This window comes from Nocardia rhamnosiphila NBRC 108938, from assembly GCF_000720425.1.
GTDB classification, from domain to species: domain Bacteria; phylum Actinomycetota; class Actinomycetes; order Mycobacteriales; family Mycobacteriaceae; genus Nocardia; species Nocardia rhamnosiphila.
In genome coordinates this window covers 334,576-356,019 of sequence record NZ_JOAJ01000007.1, presented here as the reverse complement: position 1 = coordinate 356,019, position 21,444 = coordinate 334,576, and the positions used below count along the sequence as shown (strand labels likewise).

Genomic DNA, 21,444 nt, shown 5'->3' with positions numbered 1-21,444 from the left:
CGGGGCCGGGCGGTACCGGCGGCGCACCGGGCGCCGGCCGGCGTGTTCGACTCGCGCTGACGCAAATGGTTCAGACTTCGGAGCCACGGCCGCACCATTGCGGGAGCCCCAGCACCTGACGGACAACCATTGGCCGGTGACAAATGAGCAGCACACCCAAACTTCGCCTGGCTCAGGTGAGCAAGAGATTCCCGATCCGGGGTCAGCAGACCGAGCTGTCCGCCATCGAGGACATCACCCTCGATCTCGCCGCGGGTGAGTTCCTGGTTCTCGTCGGCCCCAGTGGTTGCGGCAAATCCACGTTGCTCGACCTGCTGGGCGGCCTGAGCACCCCCACCTCCGGGCAGATCCTGCTCGACGGCAGGCCGATCACCGGGCCCGGCCTGGACCGCGGGATCGTCTTCCAGCAGTACGCGTTGCTGCCCTGGCGCAGCGCCCGCCGCAATATCGAATTCGGGCTCGAGGCCAAAGGGGTGCCGCGCGCGGAGCGGCGCGAGCGTGCCGAGCACTACCTCGAACTCGTCGGCCTGGCCGGTTTCGCCGACCGCTACCCGCACGAATTGTCCGGCGGTATGAAACAGCGCGTGGCGATCGCCCGCAGCCTGGCCTTCGATCCCGAAGTACTGCTGATGGACGAGCCGTTCGCGGCGCTGGACGCGCAGACCCGGGAATCGCTGCAGGACGAACTGCTGCGTATCTGGGAGCGCACCGGTAAGACGATCCTGTTCATCACCCACGGCATCGACGAAGCGATCTACCTGGGTCAGCGGGTCGCGGTGCTCACCTCCCGGCCCGGCCGGATCAAAACGGTGGTCGACGTCGACATCGACCGCACCGCCGAGGACGTCCGCTCCGGCGCGGAGTTCCGTGCGCTGCGCCACCGGATCTGGTCCCTGCTGCACGACGAGGTCGAACGCGCCCACTCGCTCGAACTCGCCGATATCTCGACGACCGAAGAGGTTCAGCATGTCTAGCGCACTCGCCACCGGCACTCTCGACGCGCCGCGGGCCGCCGGGCCCGAGCCCGCACTCGCCCGGACCACCGCACCGGTGAGGTCCCCGGCCCGCCGGCCGGTGCAGCGGCTGGCCGGGCTGGCCTGGCGGGTGACGAAGCCGTCGGTCGCGATCCTGGCCTTCCTGGCGCTCTGGGAGATCGCGCCCCGGGTGGGTCTGGTCGACAAGGTCTTTCTGCCGCCGTTCAGCGAGGTCGCCGCGACATTCTTCGAGCTGATCGGTAATGGGCAGCTCTGGGAGCATGTATCGACCAGCCTGTCCCGCGCGCTCACCGGGTTCGTGATCGCGGTGGCGATCGCGGTTCCGCTGGGGGTCGCGATCGCCTGGTACCGGCCGGTGGCCGATTTCCTCAACCCGGTCCTCGAACTGTTCCGCAATACCGCCGCGCTGGCGCTGCTGCCGGTCTTCATTCTCATCCTGGGTATCGGCGAGACCTCGAAGGTGGCGCTGGTGATCTACGCCTGCACCTTCCCGATCCTGCTCAACACCATCTCCGGGGTGCGCACGGTCGACCCGTTGCTCGTGAAATCCGCGCGTTCGCTGGGCTTCTCCCAGATCGCGCTGGTGTACAAGGTGGTGCTGCCGGCGGCGGTACCGACCATCTTCACCGGCCTGCGGATGGCCGCGGCGTCCTCGATCCTGGTGCTCATCGCGGCCGAGATGGTCGGGGCGAAGGCCGGGCTCGGGTACCTGATCACCGCCGCGCAGCTGAACTTCCAGATCCCCGATATGTACGCGGGGATCATCGCCATCGCGCTGGTCGGCCTGATCTTCAACGCGGTCCTCGTGTTCGTCGAGCGTCGGCTGTCCCGCTGGCGCGTAGCTCTCTAGACAGGTAGTGATGTCGCACCAACTCCATCTCAACGCGTTCCTCATGGGTGTCGGCCACCACGAAGCGGCCTGGCGGCATCCGCGGACCGAGGCGCGCAATGTGCTGCGGGTCGGCCATTTCCAGGAACTCGCGCGGATCGCCGAACGCGGCAAACTCGATTCGGTGTTCTTCGCCGACGGCCTCGCGGTGGGCCCGCGGATCGAGCGCAACACCCAGGCGGTGTTCGAACCGATCACCCTGCTGTCGGCGATGGCGGTGGTGACCGAGCGGGTCGGACTCATCGCCACCGCCTCCACCGGTTACAACGAGCCCTACAATCTCGCCCGGAAATTCGCCTCACTCGATCAGATCAGTGGTGGGCGGGCCGGATGGAACATAGTCACCTCCGGGACCGCCGACGAAGCGGCCAATTTCGGCTACGACCAGGTGCCCGACCACGACGGCCGGTATGTGCGGGCAGCGGAGTTCGTCGATGCCGCGACGGCGCTGTGGGACTCCTGGGAGGACGACGCCGTCGTGCTCGACGCCGAGACAGGGGTATTCGCCGATCCGTCGAAGGTACACACGATCGACCACCACGGGGACCGCTTCAAGGTACGCGGCCCGCTCAATGTGCCCCGGTCGGCGCAGGGACGCCCACTGCTCGTACAGGCCGGTTCCTCGACCAGCGGTAAGGATTTCGCCGGTCGCTACGCGGAGGCCGTTTTCACCGCTCAACGTTCCATCCCGGAAGGCCGGGAGTTCTACCGCGAGGTGAAGGCGCTGGCCGCCGGCCACGGTCGCGATCCCGGCGACGTACTGATCCTGCCCGGGATCGTGCCGTTCATCGCCGAGACCGAGGAGGCCGCGAAGCGGCTCGAGCAGGAGTTCACCGATCTGATCTCCCCGGAGTACGCGCTGCGCCAGCTCTCCCAGATGCTCGGCCTGGACCTGACCGGCCATCCGCTCGACGCGCCGCTGCCGCCGTTACCCCCGATCGAGCGGATCCAGGGCAACAAGAGCCGATACCAGTTGGTCAAGGATCTGGCCGGCCGGGAGTCGCTGACCGTGCGCGCACTTATCGCCGCGCTCGGCGGTGGCCGCGGACATCGCACCATCGCCGGAACCCCCGAACAGATCGCCGACGATCTGCAGGCGTGGTTCGAGGCGGGCGCCGCGGACGGGTTCAATGTGATGCCTCCGTACCTGCCCGGCGGCCTGATCGATTTCGTCGACCAGGTGGTCCCGATCCTGCAGGCGCGAGGTCTGTTCCGGACGGACTACACCGAGCGCACGCTGCGCGGGCACTATGGGCTCGGCCCCCATACGGGCCGGTTCGCCCCGGTCGCGGCCGCGGCGGGCGCCTAGCAACACGGCGGCGCGGGCGGGCCCGGTAGCGTCGCGGGGGGCGTGCGGGGACGCGACCGACACCCACGGCGTCACCCTCGTCAATTTCGGATTGTTCGACCTGCTCGGGATGCAGCTCTCGCCCCGAATCCGGGACCTGGGCCGCATCACCCTCTACCGGCCGGAACCGCGCGCCGACGCTGAGGCGCGGTTCCCGCGCACGGGCCCGTTGATGACGCGCAAGCTGAACACCGAGTTGATCGCCGAGCACTGGGACGACCTGCTCCGGATCCGACTGGTGAGCCCGACATACGCAGAAGTCAGGACTTACTGCGTGCGAAAAGAATCGCTTGCTGAGCTTCCGCGTCCGGGTCGAGCAGCATCTGAGCCTCGACCATGAATCCGGCATCGCGCAGCCAGGATGCCACCTGGTCGGGCTGACGGCGGTGGACATGGACATTCATCGGGTGACCGCCGTAGCCGTCCGTCTTCAACAACGACTCGTCGCCGACGTGAAACAGCAGCTGCAGCGGTCCGCCGGGACGCAATGTTCGGTGGAAGTGCCCGAACACGGTCGGCACCTCGCCGTCAGGGATGTGGATCAACGACTGCCAGGCGAGCAGGCCTCCCACCGAAGCGTCGGGGAGGTCCAGGTCCGTCATCGAGCCCACCTCGAACCGCAGGCCGGGGTGGTCGCGCCGGGCCACGTCGATCATCGCCGGGGAGAGGTCGACACCGAAGGCGTCGACACCGAGCTCATGTAGGTGGGCGGTGACTTCACCGGGGCCGCAGCCGACGTCCGCGACCGGCCCGCCGCCGGCGACCCGCACGCTATCGGCGAACAACGCCAGAGCCGCGCGAAGGTACTGGTGTCCGGCGAGGGCGCCGCGCACTTGGTCGGCATAGCTGACCGCGACCGTATCGTAAGAGGTTCGGGTGTCGGCCAACCAGTCATTCGTGGTCATGACCGGCACGATATCCATGATCACGACCTCGTGGACGGCCGACGCACCTCACCGCCCACACCGCCGACCTCGGCGAAACCGAACGCCACGCCCTACGCGACGGCCGGCAGATACGGCGAGGCCAGGGCTACAGCCTGCACGTCACCGCCCCACCACACATCCACCAGGCACTGCTGGCCGCCGCCGAACCCCTCGCACACAGCACCGGGGCCGCCGACCGCAAGGCATATCGGATCTACCGCGACCGCCTCACCCAACAACCCCCGGCCTGACCGGCACCCAGCGCGCAGAACCCGCCATCTACCAGCGGGTTACGCCATATCCGCCCGAAATTCGGCCGATACTACGGCGACCCCGCACCGATGGCGCTCGCCGGCGCCATCCACATCGGATCCGGACCGAAACTCACCCTGTTCAACGGCGATCGCGCCTGGGACTTCAGCGGCGGGCTACCGATTTCGCACAGCCTCCACGGTCAGCGCGCGGCGGCGCGGACGAGTTCGAGCAATTCGGTTTCGTCGAGGTCGATGCGACGGGCGGCCGCCACGAGTTGCCGGGCGAGTTCGATCACCGCCGCCCGCCCATCCGGTGTCCCGGCACGGACGGTGGCGCCGCGCCCGCGGCGGAGTTCGATCAGACCTTCGTCGCGTAACCGCTGATAACCCGCGAGCACGGTATGGATACTCACGTCCAGTGACGCCGCGAGTTCCCGGGCGCCGGGCAGCCGGGTACCGGCGGGCGCGTCACCGTCGGCGATCGCCCGCCGGACACAGGCCGCGATCTGGTCGGCCAGCGGTTCGGGCCGCGCCGGGTCGACACGGATCAGCACCGGATTCAATCCGTCCGTGCGACGACACCGGCCAGGACACCGGCACCCGTGCCGGCGTCGTCGACCGACACCACGAACCGGCGCCCCGAGCGGCGGGTCACCACGATGCCGGGTCCGGCGCGGAGCACCACGGCCGTGGCGCCCGGGATCACCCGGATGCCGTACCCGCCGTACTGGAGGGGGGAGATGTCGTCGGCCGATACCTCCGTGATGTCGCCGGGCCGCAGCCGCCATCGGGGCCAGCCCAGTAAGCCGGTCCCCACGGTGAGGCCGCGCTGGTCCACGACCACCCGCAGCAGCGCCAGTTGCGCGAGCAGCAGCCCGGTCAGCGCCAGCAGGACCCCGGTCAGCGGCTGGGCGACGAATCCGACGACCACTCCCATGAGTACGGCGACCACACCGGCCAGCAGCATCCACGGTGACACCGCCCGCCGTGACCAGCTGACGCGTTCGGTGCGGCCGAGAGCGAGGGGTTCGGTCGGTGCCGGACCCGGCGTCACCGGGCTCGCCGGTGCGGCGAGCCAGCCCGCCGCCCCGAACAGCAACCCGGCGGCCGCCGCGGCCGCGAACGCCCAGCCCGAGAGCGTGACCTGCGCGGGATCGGCGGCGTCCAGATTGGCGATGGTGCCCGCCAGCATGATCGCGCCGACGAATCCGCCCACGCCCCAGGCCGTGGCGACCAGTGACCGGATCGGGTCCAGGGGAGTATCGGCCCGGCGTGCGCCGGTGCGTGCCCCCACCGCGAGGATCGCGGCGAACAGGACTCCCAGGCCGAGGCCCAGGCCGGCCGAGACGAACATCGTCGGTACCCGTCCGGTGAACCCGTCGGCGCCGTCGGCGGCGAAATGGGTGGCCAGCGGATCGGGCAGCCGGTCGGCCGCCGCGGCGAGCAACACGATGTCGGGCACGGCGGACAGGATCGGCGGGAGTCCGGCGAGTAGGCAGAGCCGGAGCGAGTTCAGGGTGGTCATGGGCACCTCCTTGTTATGATTAAACCATAACAAACGGTGTAATTGGCGCCGTGGGTGGCCCTGCCCAAGTCAGCGCGCGGCCGGCCGGTGCACGCCCGGCCGCCGGCGGAAGGCCGAGCCGCCGAAGTGTTGCGCAGCGACTCACCGAGGGGCCGAGGTATGCGTGGGCGTGGTGGATTGTGCACCGCCGGCCCGGCCGAGAGCCGGCGGCCGCCGTGGCCGGGGGCGTGGGCGAGCGGGCCGATCGCCGGAATCAGCGCCGGTGCCCGACCGCGGGAAGAATGGCCTGGTCGACGATATCGGCGAGAACCCGATCGCCGGGGAGTTCGCCCGAGTCGAGGGAGAACTTCAGGACGAGGGCCTCGCCGATATCGACGACAACGGGGGTGAGCAGGCCCGGGTCGATACGGCCGGCGTCCGCGTAGTGCCGCAACACGGTACTGGTGAAGCGCCCGCCCTTCGGCTCGAAGACCTGGGCGTAAATGGATTCGGCCAGTTCCGGATAGCGCTCGCGTTCGGCGAGAATCGCGCCGGTGGCGCGCGCGGTGGGGGTCGCCAGCCAGGAGACCATCAGCCGGAGGGCCTCGATCAGGTCGTGCCGCAGATCGTCGGTCGGGGAGGGTGCGGGCCGCTCCTGCGGGAATTCGTTGCGCAGCGCGTCCAGCAGTACCGTCTGCGGGCTGTCCCAGCGCCGGTACAGCGAGGTTTTCGCGATACCGGCGCGCTGCGCGATCCCGTCCATGGTGAGCTTGCCCAGGCCGACATCGATCAGTTCCTCGACGACCGCGGCACGCACTGCCGCCACCACTTCGGCGTCGCTTCGGCGGCCACGTGTGCCGGGCATGGAACCTGTCTTTCCGGTGATCGCGCGGGACCTGTCCCGTGCAGACTAGTCGGCGGCGGTATCGACGACCGCGACGGCGGTGGCGAACGGGCCGAGCTCGACCTCCCCGTTCGTCACCTGTTTCCGCAGCGCCGGACCGGATCCGGTCGTGGTGTCGACCGTATCGATCGCGGCCACCGGGTCGGTGAAGTTCACCAGGACCGGGTGCGGATTCTTGTTCACGAGCAGGATGCGGCGCCGGCCGTCCGGGGACGCGAAGGCCTGGCCGTGCACCGTGGTTTCCGGGGCGTCCGGCACGGGAGAGGTCGTGGCCCGGTGCACGGTGTCGCCCGGGCCGAAATTATCGAGCAGCAGCTGCAGCGCACGATAGCGGGCATTGGGCTCGCCGGTGTTCCAGTCGAGCAGCGAGGCGCCGTGGATCATCCCGGGATAGTCGATGAATTCGGCCACGCCCACCAGGTCGATGCCCAGTGCGGTCAGTCGCGACCACAGGTACGCGACGACGGCTCCGCTGAGCGCCCAGTAATCCTCGGGTGCCTCGGGTTCCGGATTCATCACATCCGGGGTGAAGGTGCCGAGTTCGTTGATATGTGTCTCGGTCCCGGGGGACAGGCGATGCTTGATGGATTCGACCAGCTGCACCTGGCGAAGGAAACCGTCCGCCTGGGCGAAGAACAGGCCGGGCCACTCCTCGAATGGTGCGTTCCCGGCCGGCGACATCGGGTTGACGATCTGCGGGGTCGCGTAGAAATGGTACGAGAACGCGTCCAGGGGGATGCCGTCCTTGTGGTTGGCGGGGTCCAGGAAGTGCCAGAAGTACTCCGGATCGGTGGTGATCGGGCTGAGCGAGAGCCCGATGAACTTCATCTCCGGATCGAGCGGGCGCAGTCGCTCGACGACCGCGTCGTAAAGCCTGGTGTAGACCTCGGGTGAGAGCTGGTGGCCGATATCGGGTTCGCACAGCACCTCCCAGTAGGCGAAGCGGTGGTCGCGGCCGGATTCGTGCCGCACGCCGAACTGGTCGGTGAATCCACCGTCGATGTACCAGCGGCCGATCCGCTCGAAATGCTCGGCCACTTCGGCGAGGGTGGGGTCCCGGAATTGCGTGCCCTGTTCGTAGTCCCAATGGATCGCGGCCGGATCGTCCTGCACCACCACCGGCTCCGGTGTGTCGAACATCCAGGTGGGGATGGTGGCGAAATTCGCGACCACCGGCCGGCCGGCGGTGGCGTCCAGGAAGTCGTCCACGAACTCGTCGAGCCGCCGGAAATCCCATGAGGTCCGGCCGCCGGCGGGCGCCTCGAGTTCGGGTACGGCCAATTTCGGAGAGGACCACCAGGGCAGGAAGCGGGTGTAGTCGGTCCCGAGCGCACGCAGGGCGTCGAAGGCCTTGTCGTGGATCTGCGAACCACGCCGCAGCGGCGGCGCGGTCCACAGATGGGTGGTCAGCGTGGTTTTCGACGTGATGGTCGGTGTCGTCCAGTCGACCGTGACGGGCAGCGAGAAGTTCATGGGCGCTTCTTTCGTCGTAGCTAGGTTCGCAACTGTAGCTACACTGTAATAGCTACGCAAGTGTATCTATTTTGTTGGTGATGCCTGAGCTGCGGGTCGGCGAGGTGGCCGGTAACGGGGAATTCGCCTGGCCGTCGGCGAAGGCGTCAGGGGGTCGGCCGGTCTTCCGATGCCGGACGGGGAATCGGTTCGGAGGGGCCCCGCGGTACTACGTCTGCGACGCGTTCACCGGGCGAAAGCGCCGTGGTCCGGCCGGGGTCGGCGCAGCACGAATACTCCCGGATCGAGCCACCGGGTCCGCTGTGTCCTGCCCGCGCCGGGAGAATCTGTCGGCCCGGGGGCGGACACTGATCCCATGGCATACGACGAAGAGCTGGCGGAGCGGGTCCGGGCGGTGGTGGAGGCCGGCGCCGACGTGTCCGAGCGGCGCATGTTCGGCGGACTGGCCTTCCTGATCGGCGGCCATATGGGGGTCGCGGTCAGCCGGGAGGGCGGGCTGATGGTGCGCATGGAGCCCGCGGCGGCCGCCGCGCTGGTCGACGACGTCTCGGTGACCCCCATGGTGATGCAGGGCCGGGAACTGGACGGGTGGCTACGGGTGACGGCGGCGGCGATCCGCGACGACCGTGACCTCACCACCTGGGTCGAACGCGGCGTCCGGTTCGCCGGAGCGCTACCGCCCAAGACACCGAAACCCCCGGCACCGAGGCGGAAGAATGCCCGGCTGCGGTAACCGGCATGCTCACCACTGGTCGTTGGAGTTCAGCGCGACCAGCAGGCGGCGGATCGCGGCCACTCGCCGCGCTTTGCCCGGAATCTCGTCCAGCGCGCATTCCGGATCGGCGGGCGGACCCAGATGCGTACAACCGCGTGGGCAGTCCTCGATCGCCGCGGCGAGATCGGTGAAGGCCGCGATCACATCGTCGGGCGTGATGTGGGCGAGGCCGAACGACCGGATGCCCGGAGTGTCGATGACCCAGCCGCCACCCGGCAGCGCCAGCGCGACCGACTGCGTGGAGGTGTGTTTGCCCTTGCCGACCCCGGACACCTCGCCGACCGCCCGCTCGGCGTCGGGAACCAGCCGGTTGACCAGGGTGGACTTCCCCACCCCGGAATGTCCCAGGAAGCAGGTGAGATGGCCGGTGAGCAGGGTCAGTGTCGCGTCGAGCGGATCATCGATTCCCGCATAGACGATGGTCAGGTCCAGGTCGTCGAATGCGGCCGCGAATTCCGAGTCCCCGGCCAGGTCGTGTTTGGTGAGACACAGGACCGGTTCCAGACCGCCCGCGTAGGCGGCCACCATGGCCCGCTCCACGAAACCGGTGCGCGGCGGCGGATCGGCCAGTGCCACCACGATGAACAATTTCTCGGCATTACCGACCACCACCCGCTCGAACGGATCGGTGTCGTCCGCGGTGCGCCGCAGCACGGTGGTGCGCTCGGTGACCCGGACGATCCGCGCGAGGGTGTCGGGCCGGCCGGACAGGTCGCCGACCACCTCGACCCGATCGCCGACCACGATGGGGGTGCGTCCCAGTTCCCGGGCCCGCATGGCCACCAGCGGACGCTGCGGATCGCCGTCGAGCACACACCCCCAGCGTCCCCGGTCCACCGAGACGACCATGGCCGGCTGCGCGTCCCGGTGTTCCGGGCGGGTCTTGGTTCGCGGCCGCGAACTCCGCCCGGGACGCACCCGGACATCGGATTCGTCGTACGAGGCGGTGGTGCGGCCGCGCCGGCTCAGTGAGCCGCTCCCGGTTCGGCCGACTGCGGGTCGAGCATCGATTCCCACAGGGCGACGAAATCGGGCAGGGTCTTGGCGGTCGTCCCGATGTCCTCGATCTCGATCCCCGGTACGGCGAGCCCGAGAATCGCGCCGGCGGTGGCCATCCGGTGGTCGGCGTAGGAATGCCAGCGGCCGCCGTGCAGCGGGGCGGGGACGATCTCCAGGCCGTCCTCGGTTTCGGACACCTGCCCGCCGAGCCGGTTGATCTCGGTGGACAGCGCGGCCAGCCGATCGGTTTCGTGCCCGCGCAGATGGGCGATGCCCCGCAGCCGGGACTCCGAATCGGCGAGTGCCGCCAGCGCCGCGACGGTCGGGGTCAGCTCGCCCACATCGTGCAGATCGATATCGATACCGGCCAGCCGGTCCGGACCGGTCACGGTGAGCGCGCCGTCACGGAAACCGGCTTCGGCGCCCATCCGCACCAGGATCTCCCGGATCACATCGCCGGCCTGGGTGGTCAGCCGGGGCCAGTGCGGGATGCTGACGCTGCCGCCGGTGACCGCGGCCGCGGCCAGGAACGGGGTGGCATTGGACAGGTCCGGTTCGACCGTCCAGTCGACCGCGCGGATCGGGCCGGGCGATACGGTCCAGGTCTGTTCGCCCCGGACATCGGCGGGTGCCTCGACCGCGACATCGGCGCGGCGCAGCATCTCGACCGTCATCTCGATATGCGGCATGGAGGGCAGCGCGCTCCCGGAATGGCGTACCACCACGCCCTCGTCGAAACGCGCCCCCGACAGCAGCAGGCCCGAGACGAACTGTGAGGAACCGGAGGCGTCGATGGTGATGGCGCCGCCGCGCAGGGCACCGGTCCCGCGCACGGTGAACGGCAGGGCGTCGCCCTCGATATCCGCGCCGAGCCCACGCAGGGCGTCGAGGATGGTGCGCAGCGGGCGGACCCGGGCGGCGATATCGCCGTCGAAGGCGGTGTCGCCCTCCGCGAGGGTCGCCACCGGGGGCACGAAACGCATCACGGTTCCGGCCAGGCCGCAGTCGACCCGCCCGCCCCGTAGTGGCGCGGGGGTGACGGCAAGGGTGTCGGCGTCGCCGATGATCTGGGTGCCCAGGGCACGCAGCGCGGTGATCATCAGACCGGTGTCACGGCTGCGCAGGGCTCCGGTGATGGTCGAGGGGCCATCGGCGAGCGCGGCCAGGACCAGCGCTCTGTTCGTGATCGATTTGGAGCCGGGCAGGGTGACGGTCGCATGCACTGGGGCATCGACATGGGGCGCTGGCCAGAAACTCACCCAACCATCTTGGCGCATCGGGCCGACAGGCGTGTCGGTGGTGCTCGTCAGTGTGTCGCCGAGCACCACCGATCGCGTCCGCACCTCTGGTGGCCGGACTACTTGTTCCGGCCGTGCAGCAGCGGAACCATCTTGCGCAGCATCTTCATGTTCGCCTGGGTTCGGCGATAACTCTGCAATGCCATTCCGGGAATCGTGAAGCGCTGCACCGCGATCGAATGCGGCCGGGCGAATTCGCGCATACCCGGCTCACCGTGGATACGGCCGATACCGGAATCGGCGCTGCCACCGAAGGGCAGTCCGGGGATGGCGGCGAAGCCGAGTACCGAGTTCACCGAGGTCGCGCCGACCTTCAGCCGCCGGGCGATCTCGAGTCCCTGCTTCTTCGAGTACACCGCCGAGGCCAGGCCGAAGGTGGTGTTGTTGGCGAGATCCACGGCCTCGTCGATGCTGTTCACGGTGGTGACGGTGACGGTCGGACCGAAGGTCTCCTCCTTGACCGCCGCCGAGTCCTCGTCCACGTCCACCAGGACGACGGGTTCGATGAAGGGGCCCTTGATCGATTCCGGACCGCCCAGCAGCGCTTTGCCACCGCTGGCCAGGGCCGCGTCGATATGCTTCTTGACGATATCGATCTGGCTCGGCATGGTCATCGGGCCGTAGGCGGCGTCCTTGTCCGAGCCCGGTTTCACATCCTTCAGGATGCGAGTCAGCTCGGCGAGGAACTCGTCTTTGACCGACTTGTCCACGTAGACGCGTTCCACGCCGGCGCAGGTCTGACCGCTGTTCGAGGTGGCGCCCCAGGCGATGGCGTCGGCGGCGGCCTTCACATCCGCGTCCGCCGCCACGATCACGGGGTCTTTACCGCCGCACTCCAACAGCACCGGGGTGAGGTTCTCGGCGGCCGAGGCCATGATCTTGCGTCCAGTGGCGGCCGAACCGGTGAACGCGACCTTGTCGATTCCGGATTTCACCAGCGCGGCACCGGTCGCGCCGAAACCGTTGATCGCGACGAAAACGCCCTCGGGCAGTTCCGGGTTGGCCTCGGAGAAGGCCTCGGCGAGGAAATTGCCGATTCCGGTGGAGAATTCCGACGGCTTGAACACCACGGTGTTACCGGCGGCCAGTGCGTAGGCCAGCGACCCGTTAGGGGTGTAGACGGGATAGTTCCACGGTCCGATCACGCCGATGACACCCAGCGGCCGGTATTCGATACGGGCCGAGAAGTTCGCCATCAGTGGGCCCGCGGGGATCTTCTGGGGGGACAGGACCTTCTTGGCATGCTTGGCCGCCCACGCGATGTGCTCGAGCGCGAGCATCAGTTCCAGAAAAGCGTCGTCGAGCGGTTTACCGTTCTCGGCGTGGATGAGCGCGCAGAACTCGTCGGATTTGGCGACCAGCCGGCTGGACCAGCGCAGCAGGGCCTTCTTCCGGCCGTCGAAGCCCAGATCCTCCCAGACCGGAGCGGCGGCGCGCGCCTTCGCGACAGCTTCACCGACCGCCTTCTCGTCGGCGATCGGATACGTGGCCAGGGTCGCTCCTGTGGCCGGATCGACCGAGGTGAGCACCGATTCTTTCTCGGTAGCGTTTTCGGTGGTTGTCACAGGTTCTCCTCTGCGGAAGTAGGGCGGTAGCTGCGCGCGTGAACGGGCAGCCTGTGACCGCCGCGTCCTCGGTGAGAGAATGCTAAGACATAACTCTCAACACGTCACCAGGTACTGGCATCATTGTTGCGCACCGGCCCGGGATTGTCTTGATCTGTCGGTATTCGGTGTAAGTATCGGAATATGTGCGGACGGTATGCGACAACGACGGATCCCGGCCGGCTCGCGGTCGAGTTGGACGCCATCGACGAGACCGGGGGCTTCGGAGCACCGGGCGGTGGCGGGCCGACGGCCGGGGAGAACGCGGATACCCGCGGCGGCCGGGCGCCGGGGGTCAACTACAACGTCGCGCCGACGACGCAGATCGTCACGGTCGTCGACCGGCATACCCACGAACACCCCGACGACACACCGAGCCGCCGTATCCGGCGGATGCGCTGGGGACTGATTCCGCACTGGAGCAAAGCCGCCGAACCGGGAGTCCCGGTCAAGGGGAAACCACTGTTCAACGCCCGGGCAGACCGGGCGGCCACGCTCCCGTCCTTCCGGGACGCGGTGAAATACCGGCGCTGCCTGGTCCCGATGGACGGCTGGTACGAATGGCTCGTCGAACCCGATCCGGCGGGTCCGGGCAACGGGAAGAAGCCCAAGGTGGTCAAGCACCCGTACTTCATGTCCCGTCCGGACGGTGAGCGGCTGTACATGGCGGGGCTGTGGTCGGTCTGGCGGGACCGGTCGCTCGACGATCCGGAACCGCTGCTGTCGTGCACCATCCTCACCACCGACGCCGTCGGCGACCTCACCCGGATCCACGACCGGATGCCGCTGCCGATGCCCCGCGAACATTGGGACGCCTGGCTGGACCCCGATCACCGCGCCCCCGCGGACCTGCTCGGACCGCCCAGCGAGGCCCTGGTGGCCGAAATCGCGGCCCGGCCGGTGCCGACCCTGGTGAACAGTGTGAAGAACAACGGGCCGGAGCTACTGGCGTCCGCCCCCGATACGGCGGAGCAGACCACCCTGCTGTGAGGACGCGTCGGCCCGGGACGGTTCACCGTCCCGGGCCGACGCGAGGCTCAGCTGCCCAGGGGGCATTCGATCGCCGGAGTGGCGATGTGCAAGCCGCATTTCAAAATATCGCCGCTCAGGTCGATGACCTCGGTCACCACTCCGCCGCCGGCTTCCTCGGCGCGCTCACCGGCTTCCTCGGTGCGCTTACCGAGATCGTTCTCCGGGGTGCGGCTCTCCGGTTCGTTCTCCGAATCACCCTGGTCGGCGAGCGGGAACTCACCCGGCGCCGCCGAGGCCACCGGCGCCGACAGCACCGCCGGGCCGACGGACAGGGCCACGGCTGCGGACACGGCGAAGAACGCGGTGCGCACAGATTTGCGCGGGGACATATCGCATCACATCCTCGGGTCGGACGATCGGTCGTACCAAGTAACGCACACGAACAGGTCTGACCTGGGGAATTGCCCCTCGGCACGCGGGAGCGAGCCGATCCGGCGGCGGCGCCTCCCGGCTCAGGCGGTGACCGGGGCGGTGACCGCGCCGGTCAACCGCATCAGATCGGTGGGCGCGACCTCGATCTCCAGGCCCCGCCGCCCCGCACTGCACAGCACCCGATCCCAGCCGAGCGCGGAGTCGTCGATCACCGTGGGATGACGTTTGCGCTGTCCCAGGGGAGAGATACCGCCCAGAACGTAACCGGTCCCGCGCTCGGCCCGGGTCCGGTCGGCCAGTGCCGCCCTGGGCGCTCCCAGCGCCGCCGCCGCGGCCTTCAGAGACAGCGTGCCGGGAACCGGCAGCACCGCGACCGCCAGCGCGCCGGTGGACAACTCCAGCACCAGCGTCTTGAAGATCTGCCCCGGTTCGACGCCGAGACGGGCGACCAGCACATCGACCGCTTCGCCACCGTAGGTGCCGGCGCGCGGGTCGTGGTCGTAGCTGTGCACGGTGTGCGCGGCACCGGCGGTGACCAGTGCCCGGATCGCCGGAGTGGCGGCTGCTGCCATGGGCCGGACCCTACCCGGGCGGCGCCGACCCGGTCTGTGAGGTGACTTTCCCATGGTCGGGGAACACTTCGCGGGCGCAGTGAGTTGTACGCGGCAGAAACAGCGCATCGGACGGAACAGGCGGTTCCGCTGGTGCGGCCCCGCGCACGAGTGAAGGAGTGACGGTGCCCGTTCTCGTCGAACCACGCCCGGTCCACCATGATCCGGCTCCGGCGCGCACGCGGTTCTTCCCGCAGTTCACGCTCCCGGTAGATTTGGCAGGTAAGCCGATCGAAGGGACACGTGTGACGAGCGAGGACGACGTGGCGACCGACACCGGCGCCGACGCGCGGCCTGCCGGGCAGCCGGAGACCGACGCCGAACTGGTTCAGCGGTTCGAGCGGGACGCGCTACCCATGCTGGACCAGCTCTACGGCGCTGCCCTGCGGATGACGCGTAACCCCGCCGACGCCGAAGACCTGGTCCAGGAGACCTATGTCAAGGCCTATGCCGGTTTCAAGTCCTTCAAAGAAGGCACCAACCTGCGGGCCTGGCTCTACCGGATCCTCACCAACACCTACATCAACTCGTATCGGAAGAAACAGCGCCAGCCCGCGCAGTACCCCACCGACGAGATCACCGACTGGCAGCTCGCCGCCACCGCCGAACACAGCTCCACGGGTCTGCGCTCGGCCGAGGTCGAAGCCCTCGACGCCCTCCCCGACGACGACATCAAGGCCGCCCTCGTGCAACTGCCCGAGGAGTTCCGGATGGCGGTGTACTACGCGGATGTCGAAGGGTTCCCGTACAAGGAAATCGCCGACATCATGGGCACTCCTATCGGTACGGTGATGTCCCGGCTGCATCGCGGACGGAAACAACTGAAGGGTTTGCTCGCCGATGTGGCGCGCGAACGCGGCTTCAACCGCAACGCGTCCGAGTCCGGCGATGCCGATACCGCCGCGGCGGTGCGCCAGGAGGTCAAGCAGTGAGCACCGAGCACGACCCCGATATGGAGCTCGACTGCACGGCGGTACTGGCCGACGTCTGGCTCATGCTCGACGGCGAATGTGACGACCGCACCCGCGAACGGCTCCAGCACCATATGGACCACTGCGCGCCCTGCATCGAGGCCTACGGCATCGAAGAGAAGATCAAGAGCATGCTGCACCGCAAATGCGGCGGCGACAAGGCCCCCGATTCGCTACGCGAACGGCTCACCGTGGAGATCCGCGCGGTGACCTTCCGGGCCGGCGATCTCCCCGCCGACCCGAACCGGGCCTGATCCCGGTCCACCACCCGAACGCCGAGCGGCCCGCACTTCCTGGGAAGTGCGGGCCGCTCGTGGTCTGTGCCCGGCCTCAGCCGGTCGGCTCAGGCGTTGGGACGCTTGCCGTGATTGGCGGCATTTCCCTTACGGCTGCGCTTCTTGCGGCCACGCTTACCCATCGGTAGCTCCCTCCTGGGGACATATCCCGCGACTGCGGGGAGTACATGTTGATCCCGGCCATTCTTCCATGTGTGGTTGGCTGTACCGACGGCGGTACAGCGGGCACGGCCCCGATACCGGAACGAACCGAGCGAACGGGGTGTCATGGCGGAAGAAGTACGGGCGGAGATGGTGTCCACGGTGCTCACCGTCGAGGTCGAAGTCGGAGACCAGGTGGCGATCGATCAGACCCTCGTTCTGCTCGAATCCATGAAGATGGAGATACCCGTGATCACCGAGATCGGTGGCGAAGTCGCTTCCATCGCGGTCACCCCGGGCCAGGTACTCCAGCAGGGCGACCTCATCGCCGTCGTGCAGTAGTTTCGGCGCCGCCGACTGCGGTGCGGGTGGGGGCTCGGGAAAGGTTTCGTGGGGGTGAGGCACGGTTCGCGACGGTGACGTTCGGGCTCACCTGTGAAGTGAGTAGTTGGCTTGCTCGCGAAGGTGAGTGGTGGGCTTGCTTGCGGGGGTGAGTGGTGGGCTTGCTCACGGACGTAGGAAATGTGAACTCACTCGCGAAGGTGCTGTGTTTTTTGGCGGCGCCTTCGGCGCCGCGGGGTCGAGGCCCCCTTGGTCTCGCCGTTTCGGCCTCGAGACTCGCGGCTTCGCCGCATGCGCTTTCGAGGCCGAAACGGCGAGACGGGCCTCAACCCTTTGAGGTGTCTCGTAAGACTCGACGCATGGGGTTGTGTCGGCATTCGAGGTCCAGACACACATGCGGACCTGTACGCACCATGAAGGTCGTTGCCGGAATGCATCTCTCGGGCCGGCGCTCGATGCCGGCCAAGGGGTCACACCCGAACCTCTTGAATGCTCGGCCAACGCTGCGTCTCTGTTTGCCCTTCGCTGATTGCCTCGCCGCCAGTTCGCCGGGCCCGGGCTCTCGTATGGCCGGCGAAACCCCGGTCTGATCACCTTTATGAACAGTCCACGCTGCTCGGCGCCGAGTCTTACGAGGCCCTGAAAGGGTCGAGGCCCGTCCCGTCGTTCAGGCCTCGAAGTGCATGCGCCGCAGGCGCGAGTCTCGAGGCCTGAACGACGGGACCGAGGGGGCCTCGACCCCGCGCGCCGAAGGCGCGCCAAAATTACAGTATGTCGACACTGAGTGATCTGCTGGCCGAGCACACCGATCTGCCCGGGGTGGGGGTGGATCATCTGCAGCGGGTGGTCGGGGACTGGCAGTTGCTCGCCGACCTGTCGTTTTCGGATCTGCTGCTGTGGGTGGGGGCGGGGCCGGTCGGTGACGGCGCCGATATCGTATGTGTCGCCCAGTGCCGGCCGACCACCGCGCCGACCGTGCATCTGGAGGATCTGGTCGGGACCACGGCCCGGTATTCCGAGCATTCGCAGGTGTTCGAGGCGCTCACCCGTGGGGAGATCGTGCGCACCGATACCGAGGGGGAGGCGCAGGGGGTTTACCATCCGCATCCGGTGCACGCGATCCGGGAGGCGATTCCGGTGCGGTGCGGCGACGATGTGATCGCGGTGCTCAGCCGGGATACCGACCGGCAGCGTTCGCGGGTGCGCAGTGGGCTCGAGATCGCCTATGTCGCCTGTGCCGACGATCTGTGCCAGATGATCGCCGACGGGACGTTCCCGACCACGGAGGACCGCGCTGCCACCCATTCCAGTCCGCGGGCGGGCGACGGGTTCATCCGGCTCGATACGGAGGGGATCGTCACCTATGCGAGCCCGAACGCGCTGTCGGCGTATCACCGCATGGGGTTGCAGGCCGATCTGGCGGGCCAGGATCTGGCCGTCACCACCCGGTCGCTGATCACCGACCCGTTCGACGCGCAGGAGGTGGTGGGGGATATCCAGGCCGCCCTGGCGGGTCGTACCGGGCGCCGGATGGAGGTGGAGGCGCGGGGGGCCACTGTGCTGCTACGCACCCTGGTATTGCGGCCGCACGGGCAACTGGCGGGCGCGGCGGTGCTGGTCCGTGATGTCACCGAGGTCAAACGCCGGGACCGGGCGCTGCTCAGCAAAGACGCCACCATCCGCGAGATCCACCACCGGGTGAAGAACAACCTGCAGACGGTGGCCGCGCTGCTACGGCTGCAGGCCCGTCGTACCGAGAACGAGGAGGCGCGGGTGGCGCTCACCGAATCGGTGCGCCGGGTCACCTCCATCGCGTCGGTGCACGAGATGTTGTCCATGTCGGTCGACGAGGAAGTCGATCTGGACGAGGTCGTCGACCGGCTGCTGCCGATCATGGCCGATGTCGCCACGGTGCACACGGCCCGAATCACGGTGCGGCGGGCCGGTTCTCTGGGTGTCTTCTCCGCGGAACGGGCGACTCCGCTGGTCATGGTGCTCACCGAATTGGTGCAGAACGCCATCGAGCACGCCTTCGACGGCGGGCAGAACGGCACGGTGACCATCCGCGCGGAGCGTTCGGCACGCTGGCTGGACGTGATCATCAGCGATGACGGGCGCGGGCTGCCGGAAGGATTCAACCTGCAGTCCTCGGACAGTCTCGGCCTGCAGATCGTGCGCACGCTGGTGACGGCGGAACTGGGCGGAACCATCGGCCTGCATCCGGGGGCCGATATCGGCACCGACGCGGTACTGCGTGTGCCACTGGGGCGCCGCTCGGCACGGTGATACCTGACGGAAACTCGCCGGTATCAATTATGCACACCCGTGATCATCTGTGGTCGAAAACACCCCGAGGATTTCCGGGGCTGTATTCCGGCAAAGTCCGGTGCCCGTGCCGGCGGGCCGTAGAAAAGATTCAGCCCGGCACCAGAATGCTGGTGCCGGGCACTCGCGACTCCCCGGACCGGGCTGGGTCCGGTAATCGCTTCCCTGCGCTCTAGACGGCGGTCCGAGTGCGGGTGCGCGCATTGCGGCGCTTGAGCGCACGCCGCTCGTCTTCACTCATTCCGCCCCATACGCCGGCGTCCTGCCCGGATCCCAGAGCCCAGGACAGGCATTCGGCGGTAACAGGGCAGCGAGCGCAGACCAGCTTGGCATCGGCAATCTGCGCGAGCGCAGGACCACTGTTGCCCACCGGGAAAAACAGCTCAGGGTCCTCGTCGCGACAGATGGCCTTATGGCGCCAGTCCATTCCTTCTGCTCCTTAGTAGGGCGCCGCTGCCGGGCGCCGATTCGGTTGGTGGGTCGTTCACTTGTGCGAACTGAATGTTTCCGCACGGTTGCTTGTGAATGCTTTCACGAACACCGTAGATGTCAATAGGTATCCGATGCACCGTGGGGAAGCTCACGCACTGAAGTCCCGCATCGGGGACCTGCCGCAGTCCTTTGTACTCGCCTACGCCGGTTTCTGCAGCACAACGAGATGTATTTCCCGAATGCGTCAGTTCAAACCGGTCGCGGGGCGACCACGTCCAGGACGTTGGGTACAGCGGTGAAATCCACCACGTCACGTTCGCCGATGAAGTCGCCGTCGATTTGCAGACCGATGGGATCGGTGCTGGTGATGCGTACCGACGGCACGTCGTCGTCCCGGAACAATTTCCGCGACTTCGGCTCGGAGTGCGGCGACAGCAGTTGTGTCGCCAGGCGCAGTGTAGGCAGTAACGCCAAGGTTCGCACGGCGAACACACCGAGTCCGGTTTCGAACCGGGTACCCGGATTGGTACACACCGGAGTCGCGTTCAGATAAGTCCAGGGACTGGTATTGGTCACAAAGGCGTAATGAACACCGGAAACGGGTTCGTGGCCGGGCACGTGCACCGTGACTTCGGGCCGGTCATGTTTGACGCGGAAGAATTGACGGACGGTCGTGCGCACATAACGCGCCGGTGTCGCGGCATGCCCCTTGGCCCGCGCCGTGTCGATCGCGGCACACACATCGGCGTCCAAACCGACGCCCGCACTGAAACAGAACCAGCGATCATCGGTGAGTCCCAACCCGATTCGGCGGTCGGAGTCACCGGCCTTGAGCAGATCGATCAACTGATTGGTGGCCGCCACCGGATCCGGCCGGATAGCGAGCGACCGCGCGAACACATTGGCCGAACCGCCGGGAATTATGCCGAGCCGCGGCCGCCACACCTGCCCGTCGTCGACCTGCGGCAGCGGTACGAAACCGTTGATGGTCTCGTTGACCGTCCCGTCCCCGCCGTGCACCACGATCAGATCCATCTCATTGGTCGCCGCCCACTGCGCCAGCTCCGCGGCATGCCCGCGATGCTGGGTGTGCGCCACCGTCAGCTGGGTCCGGCTCTCGAGCGCGTGCGCGAGCAGATCTCGCGTGGCCGCCGTGGTAGAGGTCGCATTGGGGTTGACGATCAACAACGTCCGCACCTACGCACCTTAATGGAACGAGGTGTGCTCATGGCGCCGCCTCCGGCGCCGCGGGGTCGAGGCCCCCTCGGTCCCGCCGTTCGGCGCCCGGGACTCGCGGCTTCGCCGCATGCGATGTGTGGTGGGCCGTCCATAGAGCACGACCGTTGAGCACCTTCGGCCGAAGGCGGGACGAGCCTCGACCCTTTGTCGGCCTCGCTGAACTCGGCGCAGGCGGGCGCGGCGGGTCGTCGAGGGTCTTTGATGCCGGGTGCTCGCCGTGGTGGGTCGGGGAGCGATCACGTGACGCTGCGGCGGGTGTGGCGGAATGTCCGCCTAAGCTGGCCGGGTGGTCGAGCGAAAAGACGTCGGTGGTGTGCCCGGGACGGTCCGTGGAGCCGGGGGGTTGGTGACGCTGGAGGGCGCGGTCGCGGTGATCGTGGCGGTGGTGCTGATCGTGCGGGCGCTGCTGGGGCATCGGGAGGACGAGATCAGCGGCTACGGCACGGCCATGTGGTTCGGGATTCTGGGCGGTGCGGTGCTGGCTTCCGGGATCGGCCTGCTCTTCGGGCAGCGCTGGGGACGGGCGATCGCGGTGATCACCCAGCTGCTGCTGTTGCCGGTGGTGTGGTCGCTGCTGTTCGGATCGGGACAGCCGCTGTACGGGACCGTGCTGGGAGTGGTGGCGCTGGGAGCGCTCGGCCTGTTGTTCGCGCCGCCGACCTCGCGCTGGGCAGCACAGGAGTACGGGGTGACCGGCGAGGAATGAGCGGCGCC

General features: G+C 68.0%; 23 protein-coding genes and 1 pseudogene. 11 read left to right on the top strand and 13 right to left on the bottom strand.

What is annotated here, in order from left to right; translation table 11 throughout:
* Positions 1–143: 143 nt before the first annotated feature.
* From IG75_RS0123845 to IG75_RS40780, 4 genes and pseudogenes are all read left to right on the top strand, one after another.
* Positions 144–974, top strand: a complete 831-nt coding sequence (locus IG75_RS0123845; RefSeq protein ID WP_030523370.1) for an ABC transporter ATP-binding protein — start codon at positions 144–146, stop codon at positions 972–974.
* Positions 967–1,845 carry an ABC transporter permease gene (locus IG75_RS0123840; RefSeq protein ID WP_030523371.1) on the top strand — a complete coding sequence of 293 codons (879 nt, stop codon included), beginning with the start codon at positions 967–969 and terminating at the stop codon, positions 1,843–1,845. The genes IG75_RS0123845 and IG75_RS0123840 overlap by 8 nt, the downstream gene beginning before the upstream one ends.
* Before the next feature lie 10 nt (positions 1,846–1,855).
* Positions 1,856–3,193 carry an LLM class flavin-dependent oxidoreductase gene (locus tag IG75_RS0123835; protein ID WP_030523372.1) on the top strand — a complete coding sequence of 446 codons (1,338 nt, stop codon included), beginning with the start codon at positions 1,856–1,858 and terminating at the stop codon, positions 3,191–3,193.
* A 52-nt stretch (positions 3,194–3,245) separates the two neighbouring features.
* A pseudogene (locus tag IG75_RS40780) lies at positions 3,246–3,464 on the top strand (Tn3 family transposase); the annotation flags it as partial.
* Positions 3,465–3,492: 28 nt separating this feature from the next.
* Here IG75_RS40780 and IG75_RS0123830 read toward each other — a convergent pair.
* The 5 genes from IG75_RS0123830 to IG75_RS0123805 all read right to left on the bottom strand — a co-directional run bounded on the left by IG75_RS0123830 (position 3,493) and on the right by IG75_RS0123805 (position 8,293).
* The gene (locus IG75_RS0123830; RefSeq protein ID WP_245713267.1) at positions 3,493–4,155 is read right to left on the bottom strand and encodes a class I SAM-dependent methyltransferase; all 663 of its coding nucleotides are present in this window, start codon (positions 4,153–4,155) and stop codon (positions 3,493–3,495) included.
* Positions 4,156–4,612: 457 nt separating this feature from the next.
* A complete protein-coding gene (locus tag IG75_RS0123820) occupies positions 4,613–4,966 on the bottom strand; it encodes a GntR family transcriptional regulator (RefSeq protein WP_030523374.1) in 354 nt (117 codons plus the stop codon).
* 5 nt (positions 4,967–4,971) lie between these two features.
* Complete coding sequence (locus IG75_RS0123815; protein WP_030523375.1) at positions 4,972–5,937, bottom strand: hypothetical protein; 966 nt, start codon at positions 5,935–5,937, stop codon at positions 4,972–4,974.
* Between the two features lie 253 nt (positions 5,938–6,190).
* Entirely contained in the window at positions 6,191–6,781 is a 591-nt protein-coding gene (locus tag IG75_RS0123810) for a TetR/AcrR family transcriptional regulator (RefSeq protein WP_030523376.1), read from the bottom strand.
* Positions 6,782–6,826: 45 nt separating this feature from the next.
* Positions 6,827–8,293, bottom strand: a complete 1,467-nt coding sequence (locus tag IG75_RS0123805; RefSeq protein ID WP_036514977.1) for a hypothetical protein — start codon at positions 8,291–8,293, stop codon at positions 6,827–6,829.
* Positions 8,294–8,648: 355 nt separating this feature from the next.
* On the opposite strand from IG75_RS0123805, the gene IG75_RS0123800 reads away from it, so the two are divergent.
* Positions 8,649–9,026, top strand: a complete 378-nt coding sequence (locus tag IG75_RS0123800; RefSeq protein WP_030523378.1) for a TfoX/Sxy family protein — start codon at positions 8,649–8,651, stop codon at positions 9,024–9,026.
* Positions 9,027–9,035: 9 nt separating this feature from the next.
* Here the strand turns inward: IG75_RS0123800 and rsgA are convergent, their stop codons facing one another.
* The 3 genes from rsgA to IG75_RS0123785 all read right to left on the bottom strand — a co-directional run bounded on the left by rsgA (position 9,036) and on the right by IG75_RS0123785 (position 12,930).
* Positions 9,036–10,037: a ribosome small subunit-dependent GTPase A gene (gene rsgA / locus IG75_RS0123795; protein ID WP_051714884.1), complete on the bottom strand. Its 1,002-nt coding sequence runs from the start codon at positions 10,035–10,037 to the stop codon at positions 9,036–9,038.
* On the bottom strand, positions 10,034–11,344 hold the full coding sequence (gene aroA / locus IG75_RS0123790; RefSeq protein ID WP_030523380.1) for a 3-phosphoshikimate 1-carboxyvinyltransferase: 1,311 nt from the start codon (positions 11,342–11,344) through the stop codon (positions 10,034–10,036). The genes rsgA and aroA overlap by 4 nt, the downstream gene beginning before the upstream one ends.
* Positions 11,345–11,424: 80 nt before the next feature.
* Positions 11,425–12,930, bottom strand: a complete 1,506-nt coding sequence (locus IG75_RS0123785; protein WP_030523381.1) for an aldehyde dehydrogenase family protein — start codon at positions 12,928–12,930, stop codon at positions 11,425–11,427.
* A 183-nt stretch (positions 12,931–13,113) separates the two neighbouring features.
* Here IG75_RS0123785 and IG75_RS0123780 point away from each other — a divergent pair, with 183 nt between their 5' ends.
* A complete protein-coding gene (locus tag IG75_RS0123780; RefSeq protein WP_030523382.1) occupies positions 13,114–13,959 on the top strand; it encodes an SOS response-associated peptidase in 846 nt (281 codons plus the stop codon).
* A gap of 47 nt (positions 13,960–14,006) precedes the next feature.
* On the opposite strand, the gene IG75_RS0123775 is transcribed toward IG75_RS0123780, so the two are convergent.
* Both IG75_RS0123775 and IG75_RS0123770 read right to left on the bottom strand, forming a co-directional pair.
* Positions 14,007–14,330 carry a hypothetical protein gene (locus tag IG75_RS0123775; protein ID WP_030523383.1) on the bottom strand — a complete coding sequence of 108 codons (324 nt, stop codon included), beginning with the start codon at positions 14,328–14,330 and terminating at the stop codon, positions 14,007–14,009.
* A gap of 123 nt (positions 14,331–14,453) precedes the next feature.
* Positions 14,454–14,945: a YbaK/EbsC family protein gene (locus IG75_RS0123770; protein ID WP_030523384.1), complete on the bottom strand. Its 492-nt coding sequence runs from the start codon at positions 14,943–14,945 to the stop codon at positions 14,454–14,456.
* Between the two features lie 284 nt (positions 14,946–15,229).
* On the opposite strand from IG75_RS0123770, the gene IG75_RS0123765 reads away from it, so the two are divergent.
* Both IG75_RS0123765 and rsrA read left to right on the top strand, forming a co-directional pair.
* The gene (locus IG75_RS0123765) at positions 15,230–15,916 is read left to right on the top strand and encodes a sigma-70 family RNA polymerase sigma factor (protein WP_373863767.1); all 687 of its coding nucleotides are present in this window, start codon (positions 15,230–15,232) and stop codon (positions 15,914–15,916) included.
* A gap of 20 nt (positions 15,917–15,936) precedes the next feature.
* Positions 15,937–16,209 (top strand): mycothiol system anti-sigma-R factor, encoded by a 273-nt coding sequence (rsrA, locus tag IG75_RS0123760; protein WP_051714882.1) that lies wholly within the window; start codon positions 15,937–15,939, stop codon positions 16,207–16,209.
* 89 nt (positions 16,210–16,298) lie between these two features.
* On the opposite strand, the gene IG75_RS40925 is transcribed toward rsrA, so the two are convergent.
* A complete protein-coding gene (locus IG75_RS40925; protein WP_022597109.1) occupies positions 16,299–16,373 on the bottom strand; it encodes a 50S ribosomal protein bL37 in 75 nt (24 codons plus the stop codon).
* A 145-nt stretch (positions 16,374–16,518) separates the two neighbouring features.
* Here IG75_RS40925 and IG75_RS0123755 point away from each other — a divergent pair, with 145 nt between their 5' ends.
* Positions 16,519–16,734: a biotin/lipoyl-binding carrier protein gene (locus IG75_RS0123755; RefSeq protein WP_030523387.1), complete on the top strand. Its 216-nt coding sequence runs from the start codon at positions 16,519–16,521 to the stop codon at positions 16,732–16,734.
* Between the two features lie 771 nt (positions 16,735–17,505).
* The gene (locus IG75_RS0123750) at positions 17,506–19,020 is read left to right on the top strand and encodes a sensor histidine kinase (protein ID WP_030523388.1); all 1,515 of its coding nucleotides are present in this window, start codon (positions 17,506–17,508) and stop codon (positions 19,018–19,020) included.
* 211 nt (positions 19,021–19,231) lie between these two features.
* On the opposite strand, the gene IG75_RS38460 is transcribed toward IG75_RS0123750, so the two are convergent.
* Positions 19,232–19,486, bottom strand: coding sequence for a WhiB family transcriptional regulator (locus IG75_RS38460; RefSeq protein WP_033243220.1), 255 nt, complete (start codon positions 19,484–19,486; stop codon positions 19,232–19,234).
* A 254-nt stretch (positions 19,487–19,740) separates the two neighbouring features.
* Entirely contained in the window at positions 19,741–20,688 is a 948-nt protein-coding gene (locus tag IG75_RS0123745; RefSeq protein WP_030523389.1) for a diacylglycerol/lipid kinase family protein, read from the bottom strand.
* 328 nt (positions 20,689–21,016) lie between these two features.
* On the opposite strand from IG75_RS0123745, the gene IG75_RS0123740 reads away from it, so the two are divergent.
* Positions 21,017–21,436 carry a hypothetical protein gene (locus IG75_RS0123740; RefSeq protein ID WP_051714858.1) on the top strand — a complete coding sequence of 140 codons (420 nt, stop codon included), beginning with the start codon at positions 21,017–21,019 and terminating at the stop codon, positions 21,434–21,436.
* Positions 21,437–21,444 lie beyond the last annotated feature (8 nt).